Source organism: Aureibaculum algae (assembly GCF_006065315.1).
GTDB classification, from domain to species: domain Bacteria; phylum Bacteroidota; class Bacteroidia; order Flavobacteriales; family Flavobacteriaceae; genus Aureibaculum; species Aureibaculum algae.
Map to the genome: position 1 here is coordinate 4,539,959 of NZ_CP040749.1, position 25,444 is coordinate 4,565,402.

General features: G+C 31.4%; 19 protein-coding genes. 10 read left to right on the plus strand and 9 right to left on the minus strand.

The window, feature by feature from the left end; genetic code table 11:
• Positions 1–143: 143 nt before the first annotated feature.
• The 6 genes from FF125_RS19250 (at position 144) to FF125_RS19275 (ending at position 8,387) form a co-directional block, all read left to right on the plus strand.
• Complete coding sequence (locus FF125_RS19250) at positions 144–1,592, plus strand: sensor histidine kinase (protein WP_138951521.1); 1,449 nt, start codon at positions 144–146, stop codon at positions 1,590–1,592.
• Entirely contained in the window at positions 1,585–2,268 is a 684-nt protein-coding gene (locus tag FF125_RS19255) for a response regulator transcription factor (protein WP_138951524.1), read from the plus strand. Before FF125_RS19250 ends, FF125_RS19255 begins: the two co-directional genes overlap by 8 nt.
• A gap of 97 nt (positions 2,269–2,365) precedes the next feature.
• Entirely contained in the window at positions 2,366–4,219 is a 1,854-nt protein-coding gene (locus FF125_RS19260; RefSeq protein ID WP_138951525.1) for an alpha-1,3-galactosidase-related protein, read from the plus strand.
• A 147-nt stretch (positions 4,220–4,366) separates the two neighbouring features.
• A complete protein-coding gene (locus FF125_RS19265) occupies positions 4,367–5,836 on the plus strand; it encodes a potassium/proton antiporter (RefSeq protein WP_138951527.1) in 1,470 nt (489 codons plus the stop codon).
• 131 nt (positions 5,837–5,967) lie between these two features.
• On the plus strand, positions 5,968–7,614 hold the full coding sequence (locus FF125_RS19270) for a SulP family inorganic anion transporter (RefSeq protein WP_138951529.1): 1,647 nt from the start codon (positions 5,968–5,970) through the stop codon (positions 7,612–7,614).
• 326 nt (positions 7,615–7,940) lie between these two features.
• Positions 7,941–8,387, plus strand: coding sequence for a KTSC domain-containing protein (locus tag FF125_RS19275; protein WP_138951531.1), 447 nt, complete (start codon positions 7,941–7,943; stop codon positions 8,385–8,387).
• Positions 8,388–8,555: 168 nt separating this feature from the next.
• Here FF125_RS19275 and FF125_RS19280 read toward each other — a convergent pair whose 3' ends face one another.
• The gene (locus FF125_RS19280; RefSeq protein ID WP_138951533.1) at positions 8,556–10,436 is read right to left on the minus strand and encodes a B12-binding domain-containing radical SAM protein; all 1,881 of its coding nucleotides are present in this window, start codon (positions 10,434–10,436) and stop codon (positions 8,556–8,558) included.
• Between the two features lie 216 nt (positions 10,437–10,652).
• Here FF125_RS19280 and FF125_RS19285 point away from each other — a divergent pair, with 216 nt between their 5' ends.
• A complete protein-coding gene (locus FF125_RS19285; RefSeq protein WP_138951534.1) occupies positions 10,653–10,925 on the plus strand; it encodes a hypothetical protein in 273 nt (90 codons plus the stop codon).
• 325 nt (positions 10,926–11,250) lie between these two features.
• On the opposite strand, the gene FF125_RS19290 is transcribed toward FF125_RS19285, so the two are convergent.
• The gene (locus tag FF125_RS19290; RefSeq protein ID WP_138951536.1) at positions 11,251–12,372 is read right to left on the minus strand and encodes a TolB family protein; all 1,122 of its coding nucleotides are present in this window, start codon (positions 12,370–12,372) and stop codon (positions 11,251–11,253) included.
• Between the two features lie 153 nt (positions 12,373–12,525).
• Between FF125_RS19290 and FF125_RS19295 the strand changes: the two genes are divergently transcribed.
• The 3 genes from FF125_RS19295 (at position 12,526) to dusB (ending at position 15,334) form a co-directional block, all read left to right on the plus strand.
• Positions 12,526–13,752 carry a M28 family peptidase gene (locus FF125_RS19295; RefSeq protein WP_138952633.1) on the plus strand — a complete coding sequence of 409 codons (1,227 nt, stop codon included), beginning with the start codon at positions 12,526–12,528 and terminating at the stop codon, positions 13,750–13,752.
• A gap of 149 nt (positions 13,753–13,901) precedes the next feature.
• Positions 13,902–14,303, plus strand: coding sequence for a DUF4345 domain-containing protein (locus FF125_RS19300; RefSeq protein ID WP_138951538.1), 402 nt, complete (start codon positions 13,902–13,904; stop codon positions 14,301–14,303).
• A 38-nt stretch (positions 14,304–14,341) separates the two neighbouring features.
• A complete protein-coding gene (dusB, locus tag FF125_RS19305) occupies positions 14,342–15,334 on the plus strand; it encodes a tRNA dihydrouridine synthase DusB (protein ID WP_138951540.1) in 993 nt (330 codons plus the stop codon).
• 108 nt (positions 15,335–15,442) lie between these two features.
• On the opposite strand, the gene FF125_RS19310 is transcribed toward dusB, so the two are convergent.
• The 7 genes from FF125_RS19310 to rbfA all read right to left on the minus strand — a co-directional run bounded on the left by FF125_RS19310 (position 15,443) and on the right by rbfA (position 25,356).
• Complete coding sequence (locus FF125_RS19310) at positions 15,443–15,661, minus strand: hypothetical protein (protein ID WP_117879703.1); 219 nt, start codon at positions 15,659–15,661, stop codon at positions 15,443–15,445.
• 137 nt (positions 15,662–15,798) lie between these two features.
• Positions 15,799–16,332: a phosphatase PAP2 family protein gene (locus FF125_RS19315; RefSeq protein WP_138951542.1), complete on the minus strand. Its 534-nt coding sequence runs from the start codon at positions 16,330–16,332 to the stop codon at positions 15,799–15,801.
• 50 nt (positions 16,333–16,382) lie between these two features.
• Positions 16,383–20,060 (minus strand): metallophosphoesterase, encoded by a 3,678-nt coding sequence (locus tag FF125_RS19320; RefSeq protein ID WP_138951543.1) that lies wholly within the window; start codon positions 20,058–20,060, stop codon positions 16,383–16,385.
• 18 nt (positions 20,061–20,078) lie between these two features.
• On the minus strand, positions 20,079–21,278 hold the full coding sequence (locus FF125_RS19325) for a Pycsar system effector family protein (protein WP_138951545.1): 1,200 nt from the start codon (positions 21,276–21,278) through the stop codon (positions 20,079–20,081).
• Between the two features lie 6 nt (positions 21,279–21,284).
• Positions 21,285–23,666: a GAF domain-containing protein gene (locus tag FF125_RS19330; protein ID WP_138951547.1), complete on the minus strand. Its 2,382-nt coding sequence runs from the start codon at positions 23,664–23,666 to the stop codon at positions 21,285–21,287.
• A 96-nt stretch (positions 23,667–23,762) separates the two neighbouring features.
• Positions 23,763–24,962: an ABC transporter permease gene (locus tag FF125_RS19335; protein ID WP_138951548.1), complete on the minus strand. Its 1,200-nt coding sequence runs from the start codon at positions 24,960–24,962 to the stop codon at positions 23,763–23,765.
• Position 24,963: 1 nt separating this feature from the next.
• The gene (rbfA, locus tag FF125_RS19340; RefSeq protein ID WP_138951550.1) at positions 24,964–25,356 is read right to left on the minus strand and encodes a 30S ribosome-binding factor RbfA; all 393 of its coding nucleotides are present in this window, start codon (positions 25,354–25,356) and stop codon (positions 24,964–24,966) included.
• Between the last annotated feature and the right edge of the window lie 88 nt (positions 25,357–25,444).

The following is a 25,444-nucleotide window of genomic DNA, read 5'->3' on the forward strand; positions in this document are numbered from 1 at the left end:
TACACTATAATTGTCTTTAAATTTGATTTATGAAAATGTTTATCAAGCTATTAACTTATTCATTATTTTTCTTAAAAACATGAAAATAGCCATGTGTTTTGACATTGAATTAATAAGCCTGAGAACAAAAAAAACATTGACTAATGAATGAAAAAAACTACAAATGGGTAGTCGGCTTTATTATCTTGACAATTCTTACTACAATTGGAGTACAATTGTTTTGGAATTTTAAAGAATATCAGGGTAATAAAAAACATCTTATTGGTAAAGTACAACGGAGTTTAGACAATTCTGTAGAAGCTTATTTTGCCAATATTACAAGGACCGGTATTATTAAATATAATGTAAACCTTGAAGAACGAACAGACACCATTAACAGCCCTTCAAAAAATGAGCTAAGAACTAAAATAGATAGCACTTTAAAAAACATTTCTAAATTAGAAAATGAAAAACCCATTTTAATAAAAGATTATAGAAACAGTAATTATCCATTTTATACTTCCGACAAAATTTTACCACAGAATATTGATAGTTTAATTTCAAAAGTTTTTATTTCTATTTCTAGAGATAGTATGGATCTGAAAAAATTAGACAGCTACCTTTCAGAGGAACTCCAGCGACATCATCTGAATTTAAAATATGCCTTAATTTATGACTATTCAAAACGTGATTCGCAAGACAGTATTATTACAGCCTCGAGAAATTTATACCTAGAAAATTTTCCAAAGAATCACTTAACAACAACCTCTAAATCCACTTTTTTACCCAGAAGAGGAAAACTGGAATTACGCTTTACAAATGAAGTGGCTATTTTATTAAAAAAATCATTAGCAAGTATATTATTATCATTGTTATTATCTGCGGCTATAGTATCAAGTTTAATCTTTTTATTGAAAACAATATACAAACAAAAGCAATTGGCCGAAGTTAAAAATGACCTCATCAATAATATTACGCATGAGTTTAAAACACCGATAGCCACTATTGGTGTAGCATTAGAAAGTTTGACTAGCTTTAACGCTATTGACGATAAAGAAAAGACAAAGACATATATAAACATGTCTACAGACCAATTGTCTAAATTAAATATAATGGTTGAAAAATTATTAGAAACCGCCTCTTTAGATAGTGATAATCTTAATTTAAATTTTGACGAAATAAATAGCACAGCATTAATTCAAAGTATAATTACGAAACATAACTTTCAATTAAAAAACAAGACTATTGAATTTAAAAATAGTAATTCAGATCTACACATTAAAGCAGATGAATTCCATTTTGAAAATGTAATTAACAACATAATTGATAACGCTATTAAATATGGTGGAGATAAAATTATCATTGAAACCAAACAAGTAAAAAACAAATTTGAACTTTCAATTTCTGACACTGGCAATTCGCTATCAAAAGCCAATAAAACCAAAATTTTTGAACAATTTTATAGAGTCCCAAAAGGAAATACACATGATGTAAAAGGGTTTGGAATTGGGCTATATTATGCCAAAAAAATAATTGAAAAACATAATGGAACAATCGATGTTCACTTAAGTAATAATTTAACCACATTTAAAATAACACTACCAAATGAGTGAAAAGGTGACCATATTATTAGCGGAAGATGAACCTGCATTAGGGCAAATAATAAGAGACAGTTTAGAAACAAGAAATTTTAAGGTCTTATTATGCGAAGATGGTGAAATTGCATTAAAGAAATACAAAGAGAATGACCCTAAGCTCTTAGTTTTAGATGTAATGATGCCTAAAAAAGATGGTTTTACGTTGGCAAAAGAAATTAGAAAAGAGAACAATGAAATTCCAATTATATTTCTAACTGCGAAGTCACAAACAAAAGATGTTGTTGAAGGCTTTACTATTGGTGGTAATGACTATGTAAAAAAGCCCTTCTCTATTGAAGAATTAATAGTAAGAATTAATAGCCTATTACAAAGAACAAATTTGCAAAAAACTGCAGAAATAATAAACTTAGGCCTCTATACATTCGATTTTAGACGACAAATATTACAGTATAAAACAGAAAAGGAACTACAACTTACCCATAGAGAAGCTCATTTATTATTTAATTTATATAAAAATAAAAATGAAGTGTTGGACCGTTCTGTTATTCTTAAAAAACTTTGGGGTACTGATGATATTTTTAGTTCTAGAAGTATGGATGTATTTATAACAAAGCTTCGAAAAAAACTAAATCAAGATCCGGCTATTCAAATTTTGAATGTAAGAGGATATGGTTATAAATTAGTTTGTTAAAAGACAAATTATTTTTATTTTAATATACTTTTGTTTTAGGTCTTTATTAAATTATTAATAAATTCGACGTTTATTTTAAGCTTCAGATATTTAAATAATGAAATTTTCTTTTACCTATATTATAATTGCATTTTTACTTGGTGGCTGTATTAAAAAATCAGAACCCAACATAATCAATGTCAAGGACCACGGAATTACTCCAAATACAAAGCAAAGTATTACTTCGAAAATTAACAAACTCATAGATAATTTGCCGGATGAAACGGTTACCATCATTTTTCCGAAAGGACGGTATGATTTTTATCCTGACACTAGTTATTTCCGTACTTATTTTGAAACCAATACTTATGATATTAACCCAAAAAGATTGGCAATTTTACTAGAGAAAAAAAAGAACATTACTATTGATGCTCAGGGTTCAGATTTTATCTACCATGGACATATTCAGCCCTTTACCTTAGATAATTCTGAAAATATCAACGTAAAAAATGTAAATATAGATTGGGACAAACCACTAACTGCTGAATCAGAGGTAATCGAAGCTGATTCGACGCACATTCTAATTAAAATTGACACCGCTCAATTTCCGTATACCGTTCATGACAAAGGGATCACGTTTGCTGCTGATGATTGGAAAGCCGAATGGAAACTAACCGGAGGATCTTGGCTAATTGAAATTGATAAAAACCACATTATCCCACCATTTACTGGAGATCATGGTACTGTTAACGGAGATTTAGAAAACGTTATTTATAAAGAAATTAAACCAGGGTTGGTGCTAATGACTGCTAGTTTTACCAAAACACCATCTGTAGGCAACTATCTAATTATGCGACATAGCACTAGAGATCATGCAGGTATGTTTTTATTTCATAGCAAAGACATTAAACTTGAAAATATAAATGTTTATCACACATCTGGATTAGGAATTCTTTCTCAATATTGTGAAAACATTGAAATGCAGAAAGTAAATATGGTTCCTAACCCTAATAAAAACAGATATCTAAGTGGTCATGATGACGGTTTACATTTTATGGGATGTAAAGGTGAGATAATTATAAATGATTGCGATGCTCAAGGACTTATGGATGACCCCATAAATATTCACGGAACCTATGTACCAGTTGTCAAACGAATAAACGACACCGTCTTAGAATGTAGTTATGCACACGACATGAGTCTTGGACTTATTTGGGCAAAAAAGGGAGATTCTATTGGGTATATCGACAAAAAAACGATGAAAACAGTTGGAATTGGAATAGTTAACCGCTTTTCTCAAACTGATAGTAAACGTTTTTCATTGGCATTTGATAACAAGCTTCCCGAATTTTTATCTGACGACTATTCTCTTGAAAATTTAAGTTGGACACCTAACGCAACCATAACCAATTGTTATGTAGGTAGCAATAGAGCAAGAGGCTATTTAATTTCTACTCCTGGTAAAGTACGTATTGAAAATAATATTTTCGAGACGAGTGGATCTGCAATTCTTATTGCAGGAGATGCTAACTATTGGTATGAAAGTGGTTCAGTAAAAAATGTTACTATAAAAAATAATGAATTCAAAGCCGCATCGAATTCATCAGCCTATCAATTCTGCAATGCCATAATAAGTATATATCCAGAAATTCCATCTTCAGATTCCTTGAATCCTTATCACAAGAATATTACAATAGAAAACAACAGTTTCAATCCTTCAGACTACCCAATCGTTTATGCAAGATCTGTTGATGGTTTGTTTTTTAAAAACAACACAATTACTCGAAGTTATGATTTTGAACCATGGCACTCTCAAAAACATAATTTTCTTTTAGATGCCTGTAAAAATGTGGAAATTAGTGGAAATACATTTGGTGATGATGTATTGGGAAAAAATATTCTTTTAAAAGATATGCGAGCCAATCAACTCAACTTAACCAATATTGAATTAAAAATTGATACTGAAAATTAAAAATAAGTTAGCTGATTTCACCCTAACTAAACTACTATAAATTCACATTAAAAGAAGATAATGATTTAAGAAAATAACATAAACACTTATTCAACTTCCTCATTGAGAAATAATACCTTTGCAGCATAAAATTTCAAGAAAAAAACAATGAATTTAACGATTGAAAACATACTATTAATAGGTTCCTTATTACTTCTTGTAAGTATTTTCGCAGGTAAAACCTCTTATAAGTTTGGCGTTCCAACTTTACTGCTCTTCTTGGCTATTGGAATGTTAGCAGGTTCTGATGGTATTGGAGGCATCCGTTTTGACGATCCTAAAATTGCTCAATTCATTGGTATCGTTTCTCTTAACTTTATCTTATTCTCTGGTGGACTTGATACCAATTGGACCGCCGTTAAACCCATTCTTTGGGAAGGAGTTGCCTTATCTACATTAGGCGTTTTATTGACAGCAACTTCTCTTGGCACTTTTGTATGGCTAGTTACTGACTTTACCATTTATGAAAGTCTATTATTAGGTTCAATTGTATCTTCAACAGACGCGGCTGCCGTATTTTCGATTCTTCGCTCAAAAAGTCTAGCCTTAAAAACCAATCTAAGACCCACATTAGAGATGGAAAGCGGAAGTAACGACCCCATGGCATATGTACTAACTATTGCATTTTTAACGTTGGTAATTAATCAAGACCAAAGTTTTCTATCTATAATACCCATGTTTTTGCAACAAATGATTTTGGGTGGTATTTTAGGTTTTGCCTTTGGAGTACTTAGTAAGTATATTATTAACAAAATTAAACTTGACTTTGAAGGGCTTTACCCTGTTTTAGTTATCGCCCTAATGTTCATCACCTTTTCTGCCACTAACTTTGTAGGCGGCAATGGTTTTCTTGCCATTTATATTTGTGCGGTGTACCTAGGTAATCAAGACCTCATCCACAAAAAAACCATTTTTAAAATGTTTGATGGTTTAGCTTGGCTCATGCAAATTGTGCTGTTTCTCACTTTAGGGTTACTCGTTTTTCCTTCTCAAATAATTCCATATATGGGTATTGGACTGCTCATTTCAGTATTTTTAATTGTTGTTGCTCGTCCTATAGGTGTGTTTATTAGCCTTATGTTTTTTAAAATGAAATTGAGAAGAAGGTTTTATATTTCTTGGGTTGGACTGCGTGGTGCAGTACCAATTGTGTTTGCTACCTATCCTCTATTAGCTGGAATAGATAAAGCAAACATGATTTTTAACATTGTTTTTTTCATTTCAGTTACATCCATATTAATTCAAGGAACTACACTTTCCATTGTTGCAAAATGGTTAAATGTTGGATTACCAGAAGAAGCAAAAAAATTAAACCCAACTGATTTACTTTTAGCAGAAAACCCTAAGGCTGAAATGAAAGAATTCTTAATCACCTCAGAGTGCTATGCAGTAAACATGAAAATTGTAGAATTAGGCTTTCCTAAGAATGCAATAATTGCGATGATTAAAAGGGGTGATAGTTATATCATACCTAATGGTATCACAAAAATTGAAGCCCAAGACACGCTAATTGTTCTTGCAGATAGACCCCTAATTTTTGATGATGTACACAAAACACTTAGTACTCAGAAAACATAAGGCATTAAGATTTTCAATTTATATCATTAGCGTTTTTGGTTTATAATCTGGTTACTAACTTATAGAATATTGTTTGATTGTTACTATATTTTCTTCTAATTTCGCTATTATTCTAAGCGATTAACCAATCAATGAAAAAAGAATTTACCCCCAAACTATTCTCTCTTTTAAAACAGGGGATATCAAAGAAAACACTTACAAAAGATCTCCTTTCAGGAATAATCGTCGGCATAGTAGCACTGCCTTTAGCCATTGCCTTTGCGATAGCTTCTGGTGTTTCTCCAGAAAAAGGAATCATAACTGCTATTATTGCAGGAATCATCATTTCTACGTTTGGTGGTAGTAGGGTTCAAATTGGAGGTCCTACTGGTGCATTTATTGTCATTGTTTACGGTATTATTCAATCTTACGGTATAGATGGGTTGATCATAGCTACATTTTTAGCAGGATTTTTAATGATAGGAATGGGACTTTTACGTCTGGGTAATTTATTAAAATTTATTCCTTATTCTTTAATTGTAGGTTTTACAAGTGGTATAGCACTCATAATTTTTTCGTCACAAATTAATGATTTTTTCGGGCTCCACATCTCTAAAGTCCCTGCTGATTTTATAGATAAATGGATAGTGTATTTTGAAAATTTCGATAACATAAATTGGTATGCCATTGCTATTGCAGTATCCACAATTTTAATAACAATCTATTTTCAGAAATTAGTAAAAAAAATTCCGGGATCAATCATTGCTATTGTATTATCAACTATTATTGTAAAAGTATTTGATATTCCTGTGGATACTATAGAAAGTAATTTTGGCGAAATACCAAATCATTTCAGTTTACCCCACATACCAAATGTAAACTTCGATACGATACAGGCATTAATACAACCTGCCTTCGCAATAGCCATTTTAGGAAGTATTGAGTCCCTGCTTTCGGCAGTTGTCTCAGATTCAATGATTGGTGGAAAACATCGTTCAAACATGGAGCTAATTGCTATGGGAGGAGCTAATATCGTATCTGCATTATTTGGTGGAATTCCAGCAACAGGTGCTATTGCAAGAACAGCCACTAATGTTAAAAATGGTGGTCGTACGCCATTAGCCGGTATTTTCCACAGTTTAGTTCTATTAGCAATAATGCTATTATTTGCACCTTATGCAAAATTAATACCCCTTCCTTGCCTTGCCGGAATATTGGTAGTTATTGCATATCACATGAGTGAAATTGGACAATTTAAATCCATTTTAAAAGGGAATAGAATGGACATTATTATTTTACTAACCACTTTCTTTTTAACTGTAATTTTCGATTTAGTAATTGCCATAGAAATTGGAATGGTGCTAGCCAGTTTTATGTTTATGAAAAGAATGAGTGAATCTGTTCATGTTGAAAATATAACCTCTAAAACAACAGATGAAGAAAATCTTTTTGATGAAGAATTGATAGATATACCTAAAGATGTATTACTCTATGAAATAAATGGACCTCTGTTTTTTGGGGCCGCTCGTCAATTTCAAGAAACCGTTACAAATACGCATTTACGACCCAAAGTTATTATTATAAGAATGCGTTATGTTCCACTTATTGATGCTACTGGTTATCAGAGCGTAAAAGAAATTGTTAAAATCTTTAAAGAAAGAGGTATAAAAGTAATTATTTCAGGTGTAAATGAAAATTTAAGAAAGGATTTTAAAAAGAATGATATGTTTTCAATTTTAAAAAAAGAATTTGTTGTCAAAGACATTACAACAGCAATTAAATTAGCTAACGAAATTTAAAATAGACTTAACAAGTATAAATTAAGCTAGTTTATGTGTATTTTATAGACCTATTAAAAGACCTAAACAAAGGTTCTTTTCGCTATACATTCCCTTCTTATACGTATACATCTAAAGTTGAATGTAAGAGTTTTTGGCTTTAAATTGTTATCATAAGATAACCGTTCTCCTACTACTACCAATCTACTCCTTTTTAACAAACCTCCCAAAAGGCCTTATTTTACAATCATTTTATCGAATTTAAAAATAAATATGCAGTATAAAAAAACTAACTGCGTATATCAAATAATATGAATAGATTTGCACCCAATTTGAAAATGACATAAATGAAACGTATTAATGATTACAAAAAGCTTTTTGAGGTAGACGGAGAAATTGACCTTAAAGAACTTAAAACGACATACAGAGGCTTAGTAAAAAATTGGCATCCAGATAAATTCCAGGATGAAGAGAAAAAATTAGAGGCTGAAGTAAAAAGTCAAAAAATTATTGATGCTTATCATTTTCTAGTAAGTATAGCTCCAAAAACCAAAGAAAGCAACCTAGAAGAGTATAATTCTATAACTATACCTTCAACTGTTGAAGATTTTCAACATAAAAGTATGCTTTTAGAAGTTACTTTTGCTGATGGTAATACTTATGAATATTTCGGAGTCAATCGTAAACTATTTATCAAATTCGTGAATAGTAAATCAATAAACAATTTTGGAAAAAGAAATATTTTCAATTCTTTCCTTTACAGAAAATCAAAGAAAGCTTCAGTTATGGCTTAACTAGGAGACGGCTAAAAAGTAAATTCTTATATTTTAATAATACAACTACAATGACGGAAAAAGGCGTAAGTCGTTTTCCGTCATTGTAGTTAAATGAGTTTACATGACTTATCATTATTAGGCAATAGAGTTATATAAAACCAAAACACCTTCCTTTTAATCAAGTAACTAGACGTGTTTTAAAGTGCTACTTTTTAATAAAAAACTTTTAATTAAGTCTTTGGGGTGACTGGTTTTAAGAATAGGAAAATCAAACCAAGTTTGTAAATCTTCTTTAAACCCTGTCTTATTTAAATAACTATTTAATGCAAGATTTAATCCCTTTGTATATTTAGGGTGATCAGTTCCTTCTGGATCTTGATGATATAAATCATTTTGAGCAAATCCTTCAAAAACAGGTCCTGTTATTTTTATTCCAAATTGTTCCGGGTTTTGACCAATAGGACTATGTATAGTGGTAGTAAATTGGTGCCAAAATGCAGACTGAATACAATTTTTCTCAAACAATTGTCGCACAACTTCCAATGAATCAATAGTTTCTTGCTCATTTTGAGTTGGAAATCCATACATAAGATAGGCATGAACCATAATATTTTGTTCTGAAAAATTATGAGTAACTCTCGTAACTTGTGCGATATCAACTCCCTTTTTCATCTTAACCAACAACCTATCTGAAGCCACTTCTAACCCACCAGTTACAGCAATACAACCCGATTTCGCCATTAATTGGCATAACTCAGCATCAAATGTCTTTTCAAAACGAATGTTTGTCCACCAAGTAATGTTTAGGTTTCTTTCTATCAGTTTCATTGATAGAGCCCGTAACATTTTAGGTGGAGCTGCTTCATCAACAAAATGAAAACCTGTAATACCTGTGTCCTTAATTATTTTTTCAATTTTATCTACTAAATCAATTGCTGTTGTGTTTTGATAATTACCAATATAATCTAAGTTTACATCACAAAACGAACACTGTTTCCAATAACATCCATGAGAAATGGTCAGCTTATTCCATCTCGCATCTGTCCACATCCGATGCATCGGGTTTACTACATCTAAAAAAGAAACATATTTATCAAACGGCAATCCTGAGTAATTAGGTGCGGGTAAATTTTTATGATGGTAAATAGTATTAGGAATTTTATTCTTATAAACAACTTGATTCTTTTCTAACACAAACGTTCTTTCCAATTCGTTTATATCACTTTTGCCTTCAAGGTAATTAACCAACTTTAGCAAGGGACCTTCACCGTCATCTAATGAGATAAAATCTATAAATTGAAAAATTCTAGCATCTTCTAATGAACGGAGCTCTGTGTTACAATATCCTCCGCCAAAAGCAACATAAATGTCCGGAAAAAACTGTTTAATAAACTGAGAACAACGGAGAGCCGCAAATAAATTTCCAGGAAAAGGAATTGTAAAACAGATTAGATTAGGATCATGCTTTTTTATTTGCTCTTCCAAAATATTCATCATTTCATCTTCAATAAGCGTAGGCTGATATTGCAAAAAATCATCTAATTGATTAAAACTGCTTGCTGACGTTCCAATTTGCTCGGCATATTTCGTAAATGCAAAAAACTCATCTACGTTCGCATGAATAAAGTCTCCTATTTCTTCAATAAAAAGTGTACCAAAATGTTTTGCTTTATCTATTATACCGATTGCTCCAACTTCCCATTTTATTTCAGTATTCACCTTCATTAACCTATGCCCTGATGGTAAAAAACCAGCTTCTAAGATTTTATATGCAGTTTCAATATCCTGTTGCTGAAGAAATTTAAGAACTACATCAACTCGAGAAATATAGTGCTCTTTCCTTTTACTAAGCTCGGGATAATGATAATTCTCCAAATCGTCAGCTTCCTGAAAAATAGAACGTAAAAAATCACTAGTAAAAATAGCTGTAAAGAGCTCAATGCTTAAATCACAGTGCTCAACAGACACCTTATGTTTCTCCAAAAACCCCTTGAGATAGGCAGTTGCCGGATACGCAGTATTTAGCTGAGTAAACGGTGGCGTTACTAAAAGTAATTTCGGTTGCATAATGCAAAGATAGCGTTCTTTTAGGGTAAGCCTATAAAGTAGAAAATAATTAAACAGATATTAACAAGAATATTTCTATTACATACAAATTTTGCATGCTAGTGGATAAAATTTAAAATTTGTTTGATAAATTGATTATTATTATCTTAACCATTACATTTAATCAAATCCTTATTCCTCCAGTGAACAATACATGATCATCTTAAAAATTAGTTTATGAGTTTCGGAATAGTTCAATCAATGATAATCTCACTGAGAAATAACTCAAGAAAAAAAGAGTTAATTCACTTTGATAGACGAAGTATGCCCTTAAAAGGATTGAAAGGTGAATTTGGTGAATTATTGAAAAGAAAAGCAACACCAGAACAATTAAAGAATATCAGGAATAAAATTAAACAAGAAGAAAGAGCAGAATTGATTAAAAACATTATCATAATTATGCTCTTATCCCTAATCATAATAATAGGCGTAAAATTCCTGATTTTTTAACAACTTTTTTTAAGAATAAAACACAATACATTTTATATCTCAAAAAAATCAATATTTTCAGTCTTGCCATTCTGCAATAAACAAGTTGGTATCTTTCTTTTTATATTTCAGATTGTCAATCCTTTCAATCTTGCCATTCTGCAATAAACAAGTTGGTATCTTTCTTTTTATATTTCAGATTGTCAATCCTTTCAATCTTGCCATTCTGCAATAAACAAGTTGGTATCTTACTTTTTATATTTCAGATTATCAATCCCTTCAGTCTTGCCATTCTGCAATAAACAAGTTGGTATCTTACTTTTTATATTTCAGATTGTCAATCCTTCTAGTCTTGCCATTCTGCAATAAACAAGTTGGTATCTCTACCACCTCCATTATTTCTATTAGAAGAAAAAATTAGTTTTGTACCATCATTTGAAAAAACTGGAAACGCATCAAATGTTTCTCCATGTGTAATTCTTGTTAGGTTTTTCCCGTCAAGGTCAATCATATATAAATTAAAAGGGAAACCTCGTTCTGCCTCAAAGTTTGAAGAAAACAAAATTTTCTCACCTGAAGGGTGAAAAAATGGGCTCCAGTTCGCATTACCTAAATTAGTTAATTGACGTAACTCAGAACCATCGGCATTACAGATATACAATTCCATTTCTGTAGGCATAACCAAACCATCTGCCAATAAGTCTTTATATTCTTTTATATCTTTTTCTGTTTTAGGTCTAGAAGAACGGAAAATAAGTTTTGTTCCATCAGGTGAAAAGAAAGCTCCTCCATCATACCCCAATTGATCTGTAATCTGTTTTACATCTGAACCATCAATATTCATAGTATACAATTCCAAATCGCCACTTCTATCTGAAGTAAATACAATTTTATCGCCTTTAGGAGAAACTGTAGCTTCGGCATCATACCCTTTTTCAGTAGTTAATTGTTTCGTTATATTACCTTCTAAATCGGTCACAAAAATATCATAGGTATCATAAATTGGCCACACATATTTCCCTTCCTTACGCAAAGGAGCATCAGGGCATTCTTCACCTCCTAAATGTGTAGAGGCATAAACAATACTTTTATTATCCGGCAAAAAATAAGCACACGTAGTACGCCCTTTTCCTGTACTTAATAACGGAGGTGCAACTAAACTATCTAACGTTTCATCAGCGTCCATTAAAAACATTTGATCACATTCAACACCCCATTTCTTATGATTAGATTGAAAAACAAGTTGTTTATCATCAAAACTCCAATACGCTTCCGCATTATCACCTCCAAAAGTTACTTGACGAAGAGATTTAAAATGTTTTTCTTCTGGAAACACAAGAGAATGTCCTTCAGAATTAACATATACAGGTGCTGTTTTTGTTGTTTTCTTTACAACTGCTTGAGATGTGTTTTGCGTTTTGCATGACAATAAAACGAGTGTAAGTACTATCGTAACTATATATTTCATATGTTTATATTTAGTGTTTTTCTTAAATTAAAATAACATTCTAATAATCATAATTTCAAATAATTAAAACTATGATTTTTTCAAATACCATTAAATAATTGCTATAATAAATGGCAATTATTGCCTAATTTTACCAAAAATAATACTATTATGATGAATCGGATATTAATTTTTGCTTTTTTTACTTTGCTTTTTGTTTGCAAAACCACTGCACAAACAGAATCTCAAATTCATAAAGACGTTGTTTATCTTGCAGACGACAAACTTGAAGGCAGAGCAACTGGCTCAGAAGGTGAAAAACTAGCTACCGAATATATTGCTATGCGATTTAAAGAAATGGGCTTAGAACCTAAAGGAAATAATGGCTATTTCCAAGACTTTACTTTTACGCCTAAAACGCATCCTCACGGAAAAGTTAATTTCTCAGACACGACAAGTAACAAAGCCATTACAGGAAGAAACATTTTGGGATACATCAATAACAATGCAAAGCAGACCATTATTATTGGTGCTCATCACGATCATTTAGGTTATGGTCAAGAGGGCTCTTTGTATAGAGGTAAAGAAAAATTAATACACAACGGTGCCGATGATAACGCCAGTGGTGTAGCTACTTTACTAAACTTAGCCGAAAAATTAACCAAAACCAATACAGGAAACAACTATTTAATCATGACTTTTTCCGGTGAAGAAATGGGATTATTAGGTTCCAATTATTTTGTTAAAAATGCTACCATAAATCTTGACTCCGCCAATTACATGATTAATATGGATATGGTTGGCCGTTTAAAAGAAGATAATGCATTAGCTATTTATGGTGTTGGTACTTCACCCATTTTTAAGCATATTGTAAATGCTTACAACGATAACTTCAAACTGATTATTAAAGAGTCTGGCGTTGGCCCATCTGATCACACATCATTCTATTTAAATGACATACCCGTTTTACACTTCTTTACCGGTCAACATGAAGACTATCATAAACCTGCTGACGATTCAGACAAATTGAATTATAAAGGTATGGAAACTATATCTAATTATATTTTCAACATTATTACTGATCTTGATGATAATGGTAAATTACCTTTTAGAAAAACTAAAAATGAAAGTGATGAAGCTCCGCGTTTTAAAGTAACGTTAGGTGTTGTACCTGACTATATGTTTAATGGTAAGGGAATGCGAATTGATGGAGTTAGCGAAGAAAAACCTGCACAAAAAGCTGGTTTACATAAAGGCGATGTTGTTATCCAATTAGGTGATAACCCAATTACTGATATGATGGGATATATGAAAGCATTGTCAAAGTTTAATGCAGGTGACACCACAACTGTGAAGATTGAAAGAAACGGAAAAACTATTGAAAAGCCAGTTACTTTTTAAGTTAAATAATTAATAAGAATCAAGACTTTATTACACAGCACCTTAGTATCAGGGAAAACTAAAAATTTACATTACAAATGAGTAGACCTCACAGATTCTGACTTAAAAGCGTTGAATCTATGAGGTCTTTTCACTCAAAGCACAACGACATGTTTAAAACCAAGAATGATTTTATCAATAAGATTCATTTGATCATTTCTGTATGCATTGTTGTTCCTGTTGCATTTATTTACGGATTTCAACCCAACTTAAATTTTGACATTCATTTACAAACTATTGATGAGCACAGTCAATTTAAAGCCATTATGGGATTGTATTTGGGATTTTCAATAATATGGATTCTTGGAACATTTAAAGAAGCCTATTTAAAAACAGCCATCATCACTAATATAATATTTATGCTAGGGTTAGGTTTCGGAAGGCTTATTAGTATTCTTATGGATGGTACACCTACTTTTGCTTACGTTTTTGGTACCGTTGCCGAGTTACTTTTAGGTTTTTATGGACTTTGGGTATTTAGATCTACAGCTGTTAAAAGATTAGAATTCTAGTTACTTAGAAAAAATGTATTTTTGCACAAAAATAACATTTGGTTAAAATAGACAACATAGAACTTCCCGACTTCCCATTACTACTGGCTCCTATGGAGGATGTAAGCGACCCACCATTCCGTGCATTATGCAAAGAACAAGGTGCAGATGTTGTATATACTGAATTTATTTCTAGTGAAGGTTTGATTCGTGATGCAGCAAAAAGTATGATGAAGTTGGATATTTACGAAAAAGAACGTCCTGTTGGTATTCAAATTTTTGGAGCAAATTTGGAAAGCATGTTACAGACTATTGATATTGTTGAGAAATCGAATCCTGATATTATTGATATCAACTTTGGTTGTCCGGTAAAAAAGGTAGTAAGTAAAGGTGCAGGTGCAGGTATTTTAAAGGATATTGATTTAATGGTAAAGCTGACTGAAGCTATGGTTAAAAGAACGCACCTACCAATTACCGTTAAAACAAGACTCGGTTGGGATCACAATTCCATCAAAATAGTTGAAGTCGCAGAACGCTTGCAAGATGTTGGCTGTAAAGCAATTTCAATTCACGGTAGAACGCGTGCCCAAATGTATAAAGGCGATGCCGATTGGAAACCGATTGCAGAAGTAAAAAACAACTCGAGAATGCACATTCCCGTTTTTGGAAATGGAGATATAAACTCACCTGAAAAAGCCATGGAAATGCGTGACCAATATGGGTTAGACGGTGCTATGATTGGTAGAGCAACTATTGGTTATCCTTGGTTCTTTAAAGAAGTGAAGCACTTTTTTAATACTGGAGAACATTTACCAGCTCCAACTATTGCAGATCGCGTAGATATAGCCCGAAGACATTTACAAATGGCTATCGATTGGAAAGGTGAACGCTTAGGTATTGTAGAAACAAGACGTCATTACACAAACTATTTTAAAGGTATTCCTCACTTTAAAGAATACCGCTTAAAAATGGTTACTACTGATGATTCAGAAGGTGTTTTTAAGATCTTTGATGAAGTGATTCATCAATTTGGTGATTATCAGTTTTCTTAAGAGATTATCATCAATTCAATAGGATTATCAGAAAAACAAAAGGCTATCATTCATAAACGTTTTCGCTTATGAATGATAGCCTTTAAAATATATAAGGAAATAATTACTTTATGCTAGTAAAGCAAGATCAATGTCCTTCATCTTACCATTTTCAAGTTTACCTAAAACAGTTACAACTTTGGTTTTTTCGTACTCTTGAATTGCTATTACTAACTCTTTTATATTTTCTCGGTGTATTTTAATCCCTCCCGATTTTTGATTTTTATTTTTTATTTCTATATAATAACCATCTCTTAACTTCTTTGGTTTTGTTGCAGGTCTACCCATAATACTCTTACTTTATCTTTTCAAAATTAAACTTATCTTTGTTGGCGACAATGTACATCGTTTCGCCCAATATAAGTAATTTACTTCGTTAAACATTAGTTAATTTAAAAAAATATTATAAAATTTTTAAATTGATGTCAAAATTTAAATTTAAATCCAATTAAAACTTCATCTTTATTTCCGCTAAAGCCAAGTTCCATGTGCTCTTGCTGATAAGGTGTAGTAAAAAGATAAGTACTTCCAATTCCAACAATGGCTCCTGCCAAAACATCATAGAAATCATGATTATCCGATTGAATTCTTGTGAATCCAGTATATCCTGCCAATAAATAAGCCGGAATTCCATATTTCCATCCGTACCTACGCTGCATAAAAGCTGCACTTTGAAAAGTTATTGAAGTATGACCTGAAGGAAAAGAATTTGCATTTTCCATATTTGGCCGTTGTTTTGAAACAACCTGCTTCAATCCATATGTCAATACTAAATTTAGCACGGCACCTTTAGTAAATTGCCAAGTACCTTTATAATCTTTCTTAAAAACAGTTGAACTAAATGCTATAACAGGCATCGCATAAACTAATACATCTCCAGTAGTCTGAACAGTTTTACTTTGTGAAAATGAATTTTGAAAACAGAGAGCGAAAAAAAGAATGACAATTAGCTTTTTCATTTTATGATGAAATAAGATACTAAAACGAATCTATTCAATAAAAATTATACCTAAAACCCGAAACCTAAACCGAATGAAAAACGAGCTCCCTCATCTGCATTAAATACTGAAATTTGAAAAGTCATTACGTCAGCAGCATTTGCAAAAATTCCTCCCCCATAAGAATTGTGCCATTTATCAGAATCTTCACCATCTAACCAAACCCTACCATAATCTAAACCTCCGTAAACCCCTATATGCAAGGGTAAAATAACTGTTTTTAACTTCGTTAAATTTAATCGTAAATCTGTACTTTGATAAAATGAAGATTTCCCTGTAAAACGTTGGTTTCTATAACCACGTAATCCGTCACTTGCTCCAAGTGACACTGCTTGATAAAACTCAAAATTATCTCCAAAAATAACATTTCCTTTAATTTTAGTTGCCAGCACCAATTGACCTGAAGGCACCAATTTATAATCAAAACCGATGGATGGAGTAATATAACTAAACCCGTTAGATTCATCTATATTCGCCTTATACCCAACTTCTAATCGGGTCTTCATTCCTAAGGTAGGAAAAGCCTTATTGTCCTGATTTTCATAACTAAATTCAGCATTTACACCTACAAATTGAATGCTGTTTTCAATTTGATTCTGGTTGTAAAATATATTTATAAATCGATCTGAAGTCTCTTCAACTTCTATAGACTCATAACTTGCCCCAACTTTAAATCGAGTTCCATAGGTACCTATTTTCACCAATGAAGGTTTAAATGCAAGGCTACTTATTTTAACACGGTTAAAATCCATATCAAAATTATCTTCATCTAGTGCATTCGGATTACTGGTTTCATTACCAAAATCGAAGAAATTAATACTATAATTTGGGCTTGTCATTTTAGCATCCAAACCTAAATTCCATGCTCCTATAACATTTGAAAACTCGCCATGATACCCTATTTCAAATCCATTAGTCGCAAAATAATAAGCTCCCGAAAGGATGTGCTGAGCGGTAAAAGGATTGCGTTCAAAACCATATGTTGTATATGTATTTGAGGCACCTATCTTGACCCCATCATCAGGATTAAAACCAACGGTTGGTATAAATTGATTTATATTATTTTTAAGCTTCGTATAATCATAAACATTTGTTTCGTAATCATCCGTTAACTTAACACTTCCTTTATTCGTTAAGAATTCATTTTTCTTTGACTTATAATCATAAAGCTTAACTCTTTTACCATTTTCTACATTATAGGTGTCATTATTCTGACCGCCAATAATTCTAATTTTTATAAGATTGTTGCCTTCACCGAAGGTTTTGAACACATCATCGTCGTCAAGTCCATAAATCCATATTTCTTTAGTATCTTTTTTATCATACACCCTTTCATGAAAAATAGTACCTTTTTTACCATTTTTAATTCTATAGGCAACTACTTTTGTTAAACCATTTGGAAGCCGTTCAATATCAAACCAATCGTCTTTATCAGTCCCTCTTATTACCGCAAATTTGTTAATGATCTTATAGTATTCATCAGCTGTTTTATTTAGGCTTTTGATTCTTGACAATAGAACGCGTTTGATCTCTAAAACGGTATCATCTTGAACCTCTTTAGGCATCATATTTAATGCTCTATCTATTACCTCAGCGGTTAAGTTTTTCTGAATAAATTCAGCCTGCTCTATCCATTGTTCCTTATCCGTCTGATTAATTATAATCATATCTAAAGAATAAGGACTTGAATTAAACCCCTTAACATTTCTTATGTTATCATAAAAACCCTCCATTAGTTTTAATGGGGGTGTAATTCGCGTAGCTATTTGCATTAAGGCTCCATCTCCCATTATAGAAAAAGTTTGATCTCTATCTCTGGGTATTGGTTTAAAAACCACTTTGTCTGATTTTTTATCTTTAAATTCTGCCCAACGCCATTGATCTACATGCCTATCCCAGTCGCCAATAACCATATCAAAAAGTCGAGCTCTTAGGTAGGTTACATCATCAACAACATATTTTTCATCCTTTCTTAATTTTTTCAACAAATCATCAGTGCTCTCAATTTTTTTTGCAAATCCAAAACTTTTAAGATTTTGCTGACTATCGCCAACATGTTCTTCAATCATGTAGAGCTCATTACCAAAATCAGTATTAAAAGCTCCCAATGCGTTTTGTTTTGGGACATAATACAATATAGGATTGGTATGATACAAATCAATAGCATCAGATAATTCTCCTGTAGTAAAAGGAGCATAAGGATGTGAACCTGTATAAAAATCTTGCAATAAACTTTCGGTATAAGTATCTTCAAAGTCTCCAATAATATACTGATCTTTAAAAGCCATAGCTTGTAGATACACCTCGGCACTTTTTCGTAAAGCACGCATAACATATTGTTTGCCTTCACCATCTATTAAACGAAGTGACTTAGATTGATGTCCACCCCCTTTTCTTATGGGCGTAACCCCTCCGAACAGCGTGTCTAAATTAACAGTTGGAGCCGCTACTTTTGCACCATAATACTTACGGTATCTTTTACCCCAAATACCTTTATAAAATTTAGTCTTTTCAACTTCTTCATCGGTATAAACGGAAGCTTTTACGATGGCAGGAAAGTCTTTGTTATAAGCTTCTACTTGATTCGATTTATCTGAGGCTAAAACCTCAGTTTGAAATATTATTTCATTTGTTTTTGCCGAATAAAAGCGAACAAAAGAAGCTCCATCTTTAAAAATGTCTAAAATAGCATAACCTGAATCACTAGATGTAAATTCTGCTGATACATTACGAGTTGCTGTATTTTTTGAGCCAGAACCGCTAATAATTTGAGGTAAATTATCCTTCTTTAGATATTGCAAGTTATGCTCATGACCAGAAACAAAAATTACTTTATCATTTTCTTGAGCTAAGGTTACAATTCTTTTTATAAGGTAATTATAATTCTTATTTTGAGTATCTGCAGGAGAAATTCCACTTGTTTTTCGAATTAAATTTTTTAAGCTTCCTAAAATAGGTAATGGTTTTAGATTTGATTTAAAATCAAATTGCCCAGCATGTGGCCCGTTACTAAACATTGGATTATGAATGGCTACCAGTGTAGTTTTACCTTGAGATTTTTTAATTAACCCTTCAAACTCTTCAAAAAATTTATTCCGCGTTCTTATTTCACAATCATCGTTAATTGTGGGATGCTTATCCCAATCAGTTAAATACCATTCTCCATCTATAACAATTAACACTGTGTTTTCATCAATATCAACTTTTTCTATCGGACAACCATTTTCAGGTAAAAAAGTTTGATCTCCCAAAATTTCCTCAATATAATCCTCTTGCCTTTTTAGGCCTTTTATACCCGAATACCAATCGTGGTTGCCGGGTATAAATATGGTATTACCCTTAAAATTTTCTACTGCACTTGTTTGCACATTCAATTGATGCTCTGCAAAAGCTCTATTCTTATCCTCTTCATTAGGCATTCCTTTAGGATAAATATTATCTCCTAAAAAAATAACTGTGCTATTTTTAGATGCTTTTGAAATTTCATTTTTAAAAGATTGTAATGCAATAGAAGAAGTTCCTATTTCAGAATTACCGGCATCACCAATTAAGTAAAAAGTATGCTGAATTTCTTTATCTGGAAACGTTGAATTTACCAGTCCTTTTTTAATTTGAGTTTTATAAGTAGCACACGCATTCAATAAAAACACAGCAACAAAGAACAATACAAATTTGTAATAATACCTCATATGTTTGTTATTCTATTTTTAAATAGTAACACCAGATGTTCTGAATGCAACCGCAAAAGCAATGACTGACATAATAATACCAATCAAAAATATGGTGTAAGTAACCCTTAGTATTTTATATTTCTTATGTAAAACCAAGCCCAGAAAGTATAAATCTTTTTTCATTGATGAATACAAATAGTCTCTATCTTCCATCATTTCTCCCATAGCCCATTCAAATTCTTCCAATTTAACTTTATGAAAATTACCAAAAAACAACAAGTTCACTTTTTTATCTTCAACATCCTTTTTGGTAAACTTACCACTCGTAATATTAGGTCTTGTAGCTAAAACTGATAACCCCATAGAAACTAAACTAAATGAGACAAAAATAGCAGTTGGTATAATTAAGTAATGATTTGACGGATTATCTAACTTAGGAATTAAATTTGATAACGCCATTGATATGATAATAGCATTTACTGACAATAATATATTGGCTTTTGTATCAGCTATGTTGCTCAGATTAATATGGTTTCTAAGCGTAACTCTAAACATGGTTTCAATGCCACGTTCAGGAATTTCGGCTTTACGTTTTTTTAATTTAAACTCACCGGCTTTCATTTTACCTTTCGCTAATGCCTGCTTATTTTTTTTTCTAGATTTATATAATCGAGATAAATTTTTATCTTTAATTTTTTGCCAATTAATTCGGGCATAATTTGTATAATAATGATGCTTTTTAGTAAAAAAATTAATATTCTCGTCAATCCATTCAGAATCGGTAAATTTCTTAGAGCTAGATAAGTTCCATTCTTCTCGCAACAACTCATTAACTTCCGAGAACACACTATTTCCTAAATGAGCACAATCGGCATCAAGTAATACTTTTTCCAAAATATTTTCAGGCTCTGACTCCATATTTGTAGCCAAAATGCAATTTTGTACACTTGAAATAATTTGAGACGACACATTGTGTCCCTCTAAAAAATCTTTTGCTATTTCTGAACTATTAATTTCATGTCCTTTAAATCCGTTAATAAATCCAATATCATGAAACCATGCCGCCAATTCAACAATCTGCGTTTGTTCAGGTGTTAGTTGCTCTCCTATGGCCAGTTCTTTAACAGAACTTACAACTCTTTGGGTATGACTTAAATTGTGATAAATATATACACTTGATAAATGTTCAGTTAGTTGACTTACAACATATGCCTCAACTTTTTGTAAAATATCCATAAATAATTAGGCTTTTATGTCTTCAATTAATTGATCAATTGTAATGGTAGTTTTCTCATTAAATTGTTCTTTATAAAGAACTTCAACTCGGAGAGCTTTTAAGCCAGAAACACCTTGTAAATCTTCCAATTCTAAATATTCTAATTTACCTAAATAGTTTTTTGATTGTAAATATTTAATATATTTTTTATACTCTCTAGCATCTTTATCTTGAGAGTAAACAATCGCTATTTTTCCTGGAGTAGTTAAACGCTCAGTAGTACCTTTTATATTCGCTTTATCAATACGTTTTTTAATAATTTCGTACCTAATATTATAAGCTCCATCAACATCAAATTGCTTTTCATCCATCCTAAATTTAATGGCCAAAGAATTACTATGTACCAAAATTAATGAGGCAATTTCAAGTTCATGATCTAACGTGCCTTTCAACTGAAAAGCAAGATTTTCCATTTCATACATCAGCTGCAATTGCCACAAACGCATGTTATATAAATATAACGAATTATACTCTTTATTTTGAACCAATGATTGACCTATATACATGTTATATTCTACACCATCAGTTTTGTACCTTTCAAAATAATGGGGAAACATTGCCTGAGCTTCTTCCTGCTTTTTGTCTATAAAATCGGCTAGTTTCTCATTTAAAATTGTAACACTCTCTTCATAGGCTTTTCGTTGCTCATACACTACATGTAAATTATCATCTAATCGATCCATGTAAATATCAACAGATTTTTCTAACTCCGAATTAATTCCTTTAATATGATTAAACACCGGATAAATATCACGTTTTAAAAAATCAAGTATTGCGATCTCATCTCCAGCATGTAGTCCTTTTTTAACATCTATTAAATACTCTTCAACACGAAACATTAACTCGTCATAAATTGGTATTTCTTCAACTTCACAAGCATTATTCAAAACATTTGATGCTAGATTAAGCTGAACTGATAAGTCATTTTTTATGGCATCATTACGTGCAATAGAAGACCCTTTTATATCAGCTTGCCCATATAATGGAAATACATTATCAAAAACAATATCATCTAATTTAGGACTTTCTATCCCTTTAAACTTATCTCCATAATAATTCTCAGCTGCTTGATAAAAACGCCATTTTACAGTGGGATGAATTGAGGTGTAATGCTCTTGAATAGTCGCTTCAAGAATATTTTGATGCTCTTCCGAATTTCTTTTTACAGCAGCTTCAAAAATTGGAATTATGTCTTTTAGCTTATTCTGATTAATAGAATTTAATTCATATGGCCTAGGTGATGCAATTTCTAATAAAGCCAAATCATTATTTTCCGTTGCCTTAATAGGTATCAATATAATGCTTTGAATTCCTTTAGATTTAAGGTCTTTATAAAAAGAATTTTGGTTGGTAGATTTTCCATATTTTTCAACATCAGAAATTGTTACAATTTCGTGCTTAATGAATACGTTATTCATTATTCCATCACAAAAATAATCCTTACAATTTACAACAGTTTTACCTTCAAGAATTAAACTATCTGACTTTTTAATATTGGTTTCGCACAACTTAATGTTTACGGCGTCAAATATTGAAAACCCAAGTTTCAAATCTTTTATACTATAGAATTCACGCAAATATTTTCGTAAATCACCAATAAGATTATGGTCTTGTCTTAATAAGCTATTAGACAATGAAGATAATGTCTCATCTTGAGTTACGTCAAAAAGATTCATAATTCCAAAACCTTTGTATATATAACTATTTGGAGGAAACTTTTCTTTCCAAACCTCTATGTTATTGAAATTATCCAATAATAACCTAAAATCTTCTTCTGTAATTTTCGGTGCATTTTCCGTAGGAATAATATCAGCAAAATCACCATTAAGGGCTACTCTATAATGTTTTGTAACTCCTGTATTTACATCAGGTATATCATAAAAGAAAGGGCGTTTTAAATCTATATTATATCCATAACAATAAGCTAAAATCATGACGCAACCATGAATGTACAACTCATTATCATGAAAATTTCTGATACTGAAATGGTAATCATCACCAGAATTATTAATAATATTTTTGAACCTATTTGATATCTTAAAAGTTGTAAATGAAAATGGAATACTAGCTGCTTTTATTTCATTATTCGTTAATATCTCTGGAAACAACCCATCTAGTGCTAAATCAATTTGGTCTTTATACTTAGTTAATAAAGACTCATCCGTAAAGCCATCAATCAATTCTGGATACTTACTCAAATGCCCAACAATTTCCTTTGCCGAATTATAAAAAGGGTGATCCTTATCATCCAAATACTTTTGATAAAATTGAAAAACCTTTTCAAAACTTATCTGTAGTTGTAATGGAAAAGATTTCTCTTTTAAATTTACTGATTGCTGAATAATCATAATTAAAATATTTGAACTTACTAAGTTACACAATTTATATTAGGTATAGACGTTAACAAGCCCCATTCCTAACAAAAAGAAAATAACAATTTTAAACTAAGAAATAATTTTTTTAGAAATTCGAGAACTAGCAATCAAGGCTGCTAAAAACCCTAAGGTTAAAATTGTGAAAAATACTATTAGAACATTAAAAATAGTGAATTCTACAGGATATGCTAATGACGAATTAATCATTATCAACCCGAAGTACTTTTGCAGTAAAACAAAAGAGATAGCCAAAAATAAGCCTAATATTAACCCGAAGAACGACAGTAAAAAACCTTGATAAATGAATATTTTTTTTATCTCTTTTAAACTAGCCCCTAAGCTGAATAACGTCTTTAAATTTTCACGTTTGTCTAAAATCATCATTACAATGGCCCCAATAACATTAAACAAAGCAATAATTAAAATTAATGTAAAAATTAAATAAGAAACCAAATTTTCAGTATTCAACATTTTATGAAAAACGGCATTGAGTTGTTCTCTGGTTTCAATTTTATATTTACTTCTTAATTTCTGTTGTAGAATGTCAATTACTTCTCGTCTATTTACATTGTTTGCCAATTTTAATTCTATTGCAGAAATTTGATTTGGCTTATAATTTAATAAACTTTGCACGATTGACAATTGAGCAAAAACATAATTTTTATCCAACTCTTCAGTCAATCTAAATATACCTGTTGGTTGCAAATTTAAACTGTTAAATGCTGTTTTAGCATTCGTTATATAACCTTTACCTGGCTTAGGCACTGAAACCTTTAAGGATTCAGTAAAATCGTAGGTGCCCAAAGATAAAATTGCCGAGACACCGTTACCAATAACCGCTGAATTAACAATATCTTTCTCTAACCATTCTCCAACATAGATTGCTGTATCTATATTATTTACTGACAAATACTTATCATCAACTCCTTTGATGCTCGCTATATGCGACTTTTCGTTATAACTAAAAAAAGCTCTTTCTTCTACTACTTTACTATAACTCTTAATCTTTTTGTCATTAACAACCCCTGCGATAGAGTCATTAAACAGGAAAGACTTTCCTACCGATGCACTTATTTTTAGATCAGGATCAGAAACTCTAATAAAATCTAAACTAAAATCTTTTAAACCCGAAAAAACTGACAACACAATAAATAATGCCATAGTACCCACAACAACACCAGTAGCTGCTATAATGGTAATTATATTTATTGCATTATTACTACTTTTAGAAAATAAATATCGCTTAGCTATGTATAAAGGAAATTGCAATTTATCTTTTTTGCCTTTTTGATAAAATATCTGGATTCTTAATAGGGTTTTCTACATTACCTTTTAGTGATTTATCTATACCTTCAATATAATCTAATGAATCATCTATATAGAAGCTCAATTCTGGCATCCGGCGTAATTGATTTTTTGTCCGTTTAGCCAACTCGTGTCTAATTAATGGTGTATTTGATTTAATGCCTTCTAATAATTCTGCACCTTTTTCTGTTGGAAAAATACTTAAATATACTTTAGCATCAGACAAGTCAGAAGTAACATTAACCTTAGTAACTGATATTATTATGCCCTTCATGCCATCTTGTGCTGCATGTTGTAACACATCAACCAAATCTTTCTGTAAAACACCGGCTATTTTTTTCTGTCTATTTGTTTCCATAATGCAAAAATAGGGTATAAAACTGAACTTTTGATTTTACCAGATATTTTAATAATAATATTGTTTATTTTTGAAAGAAGTACAATTA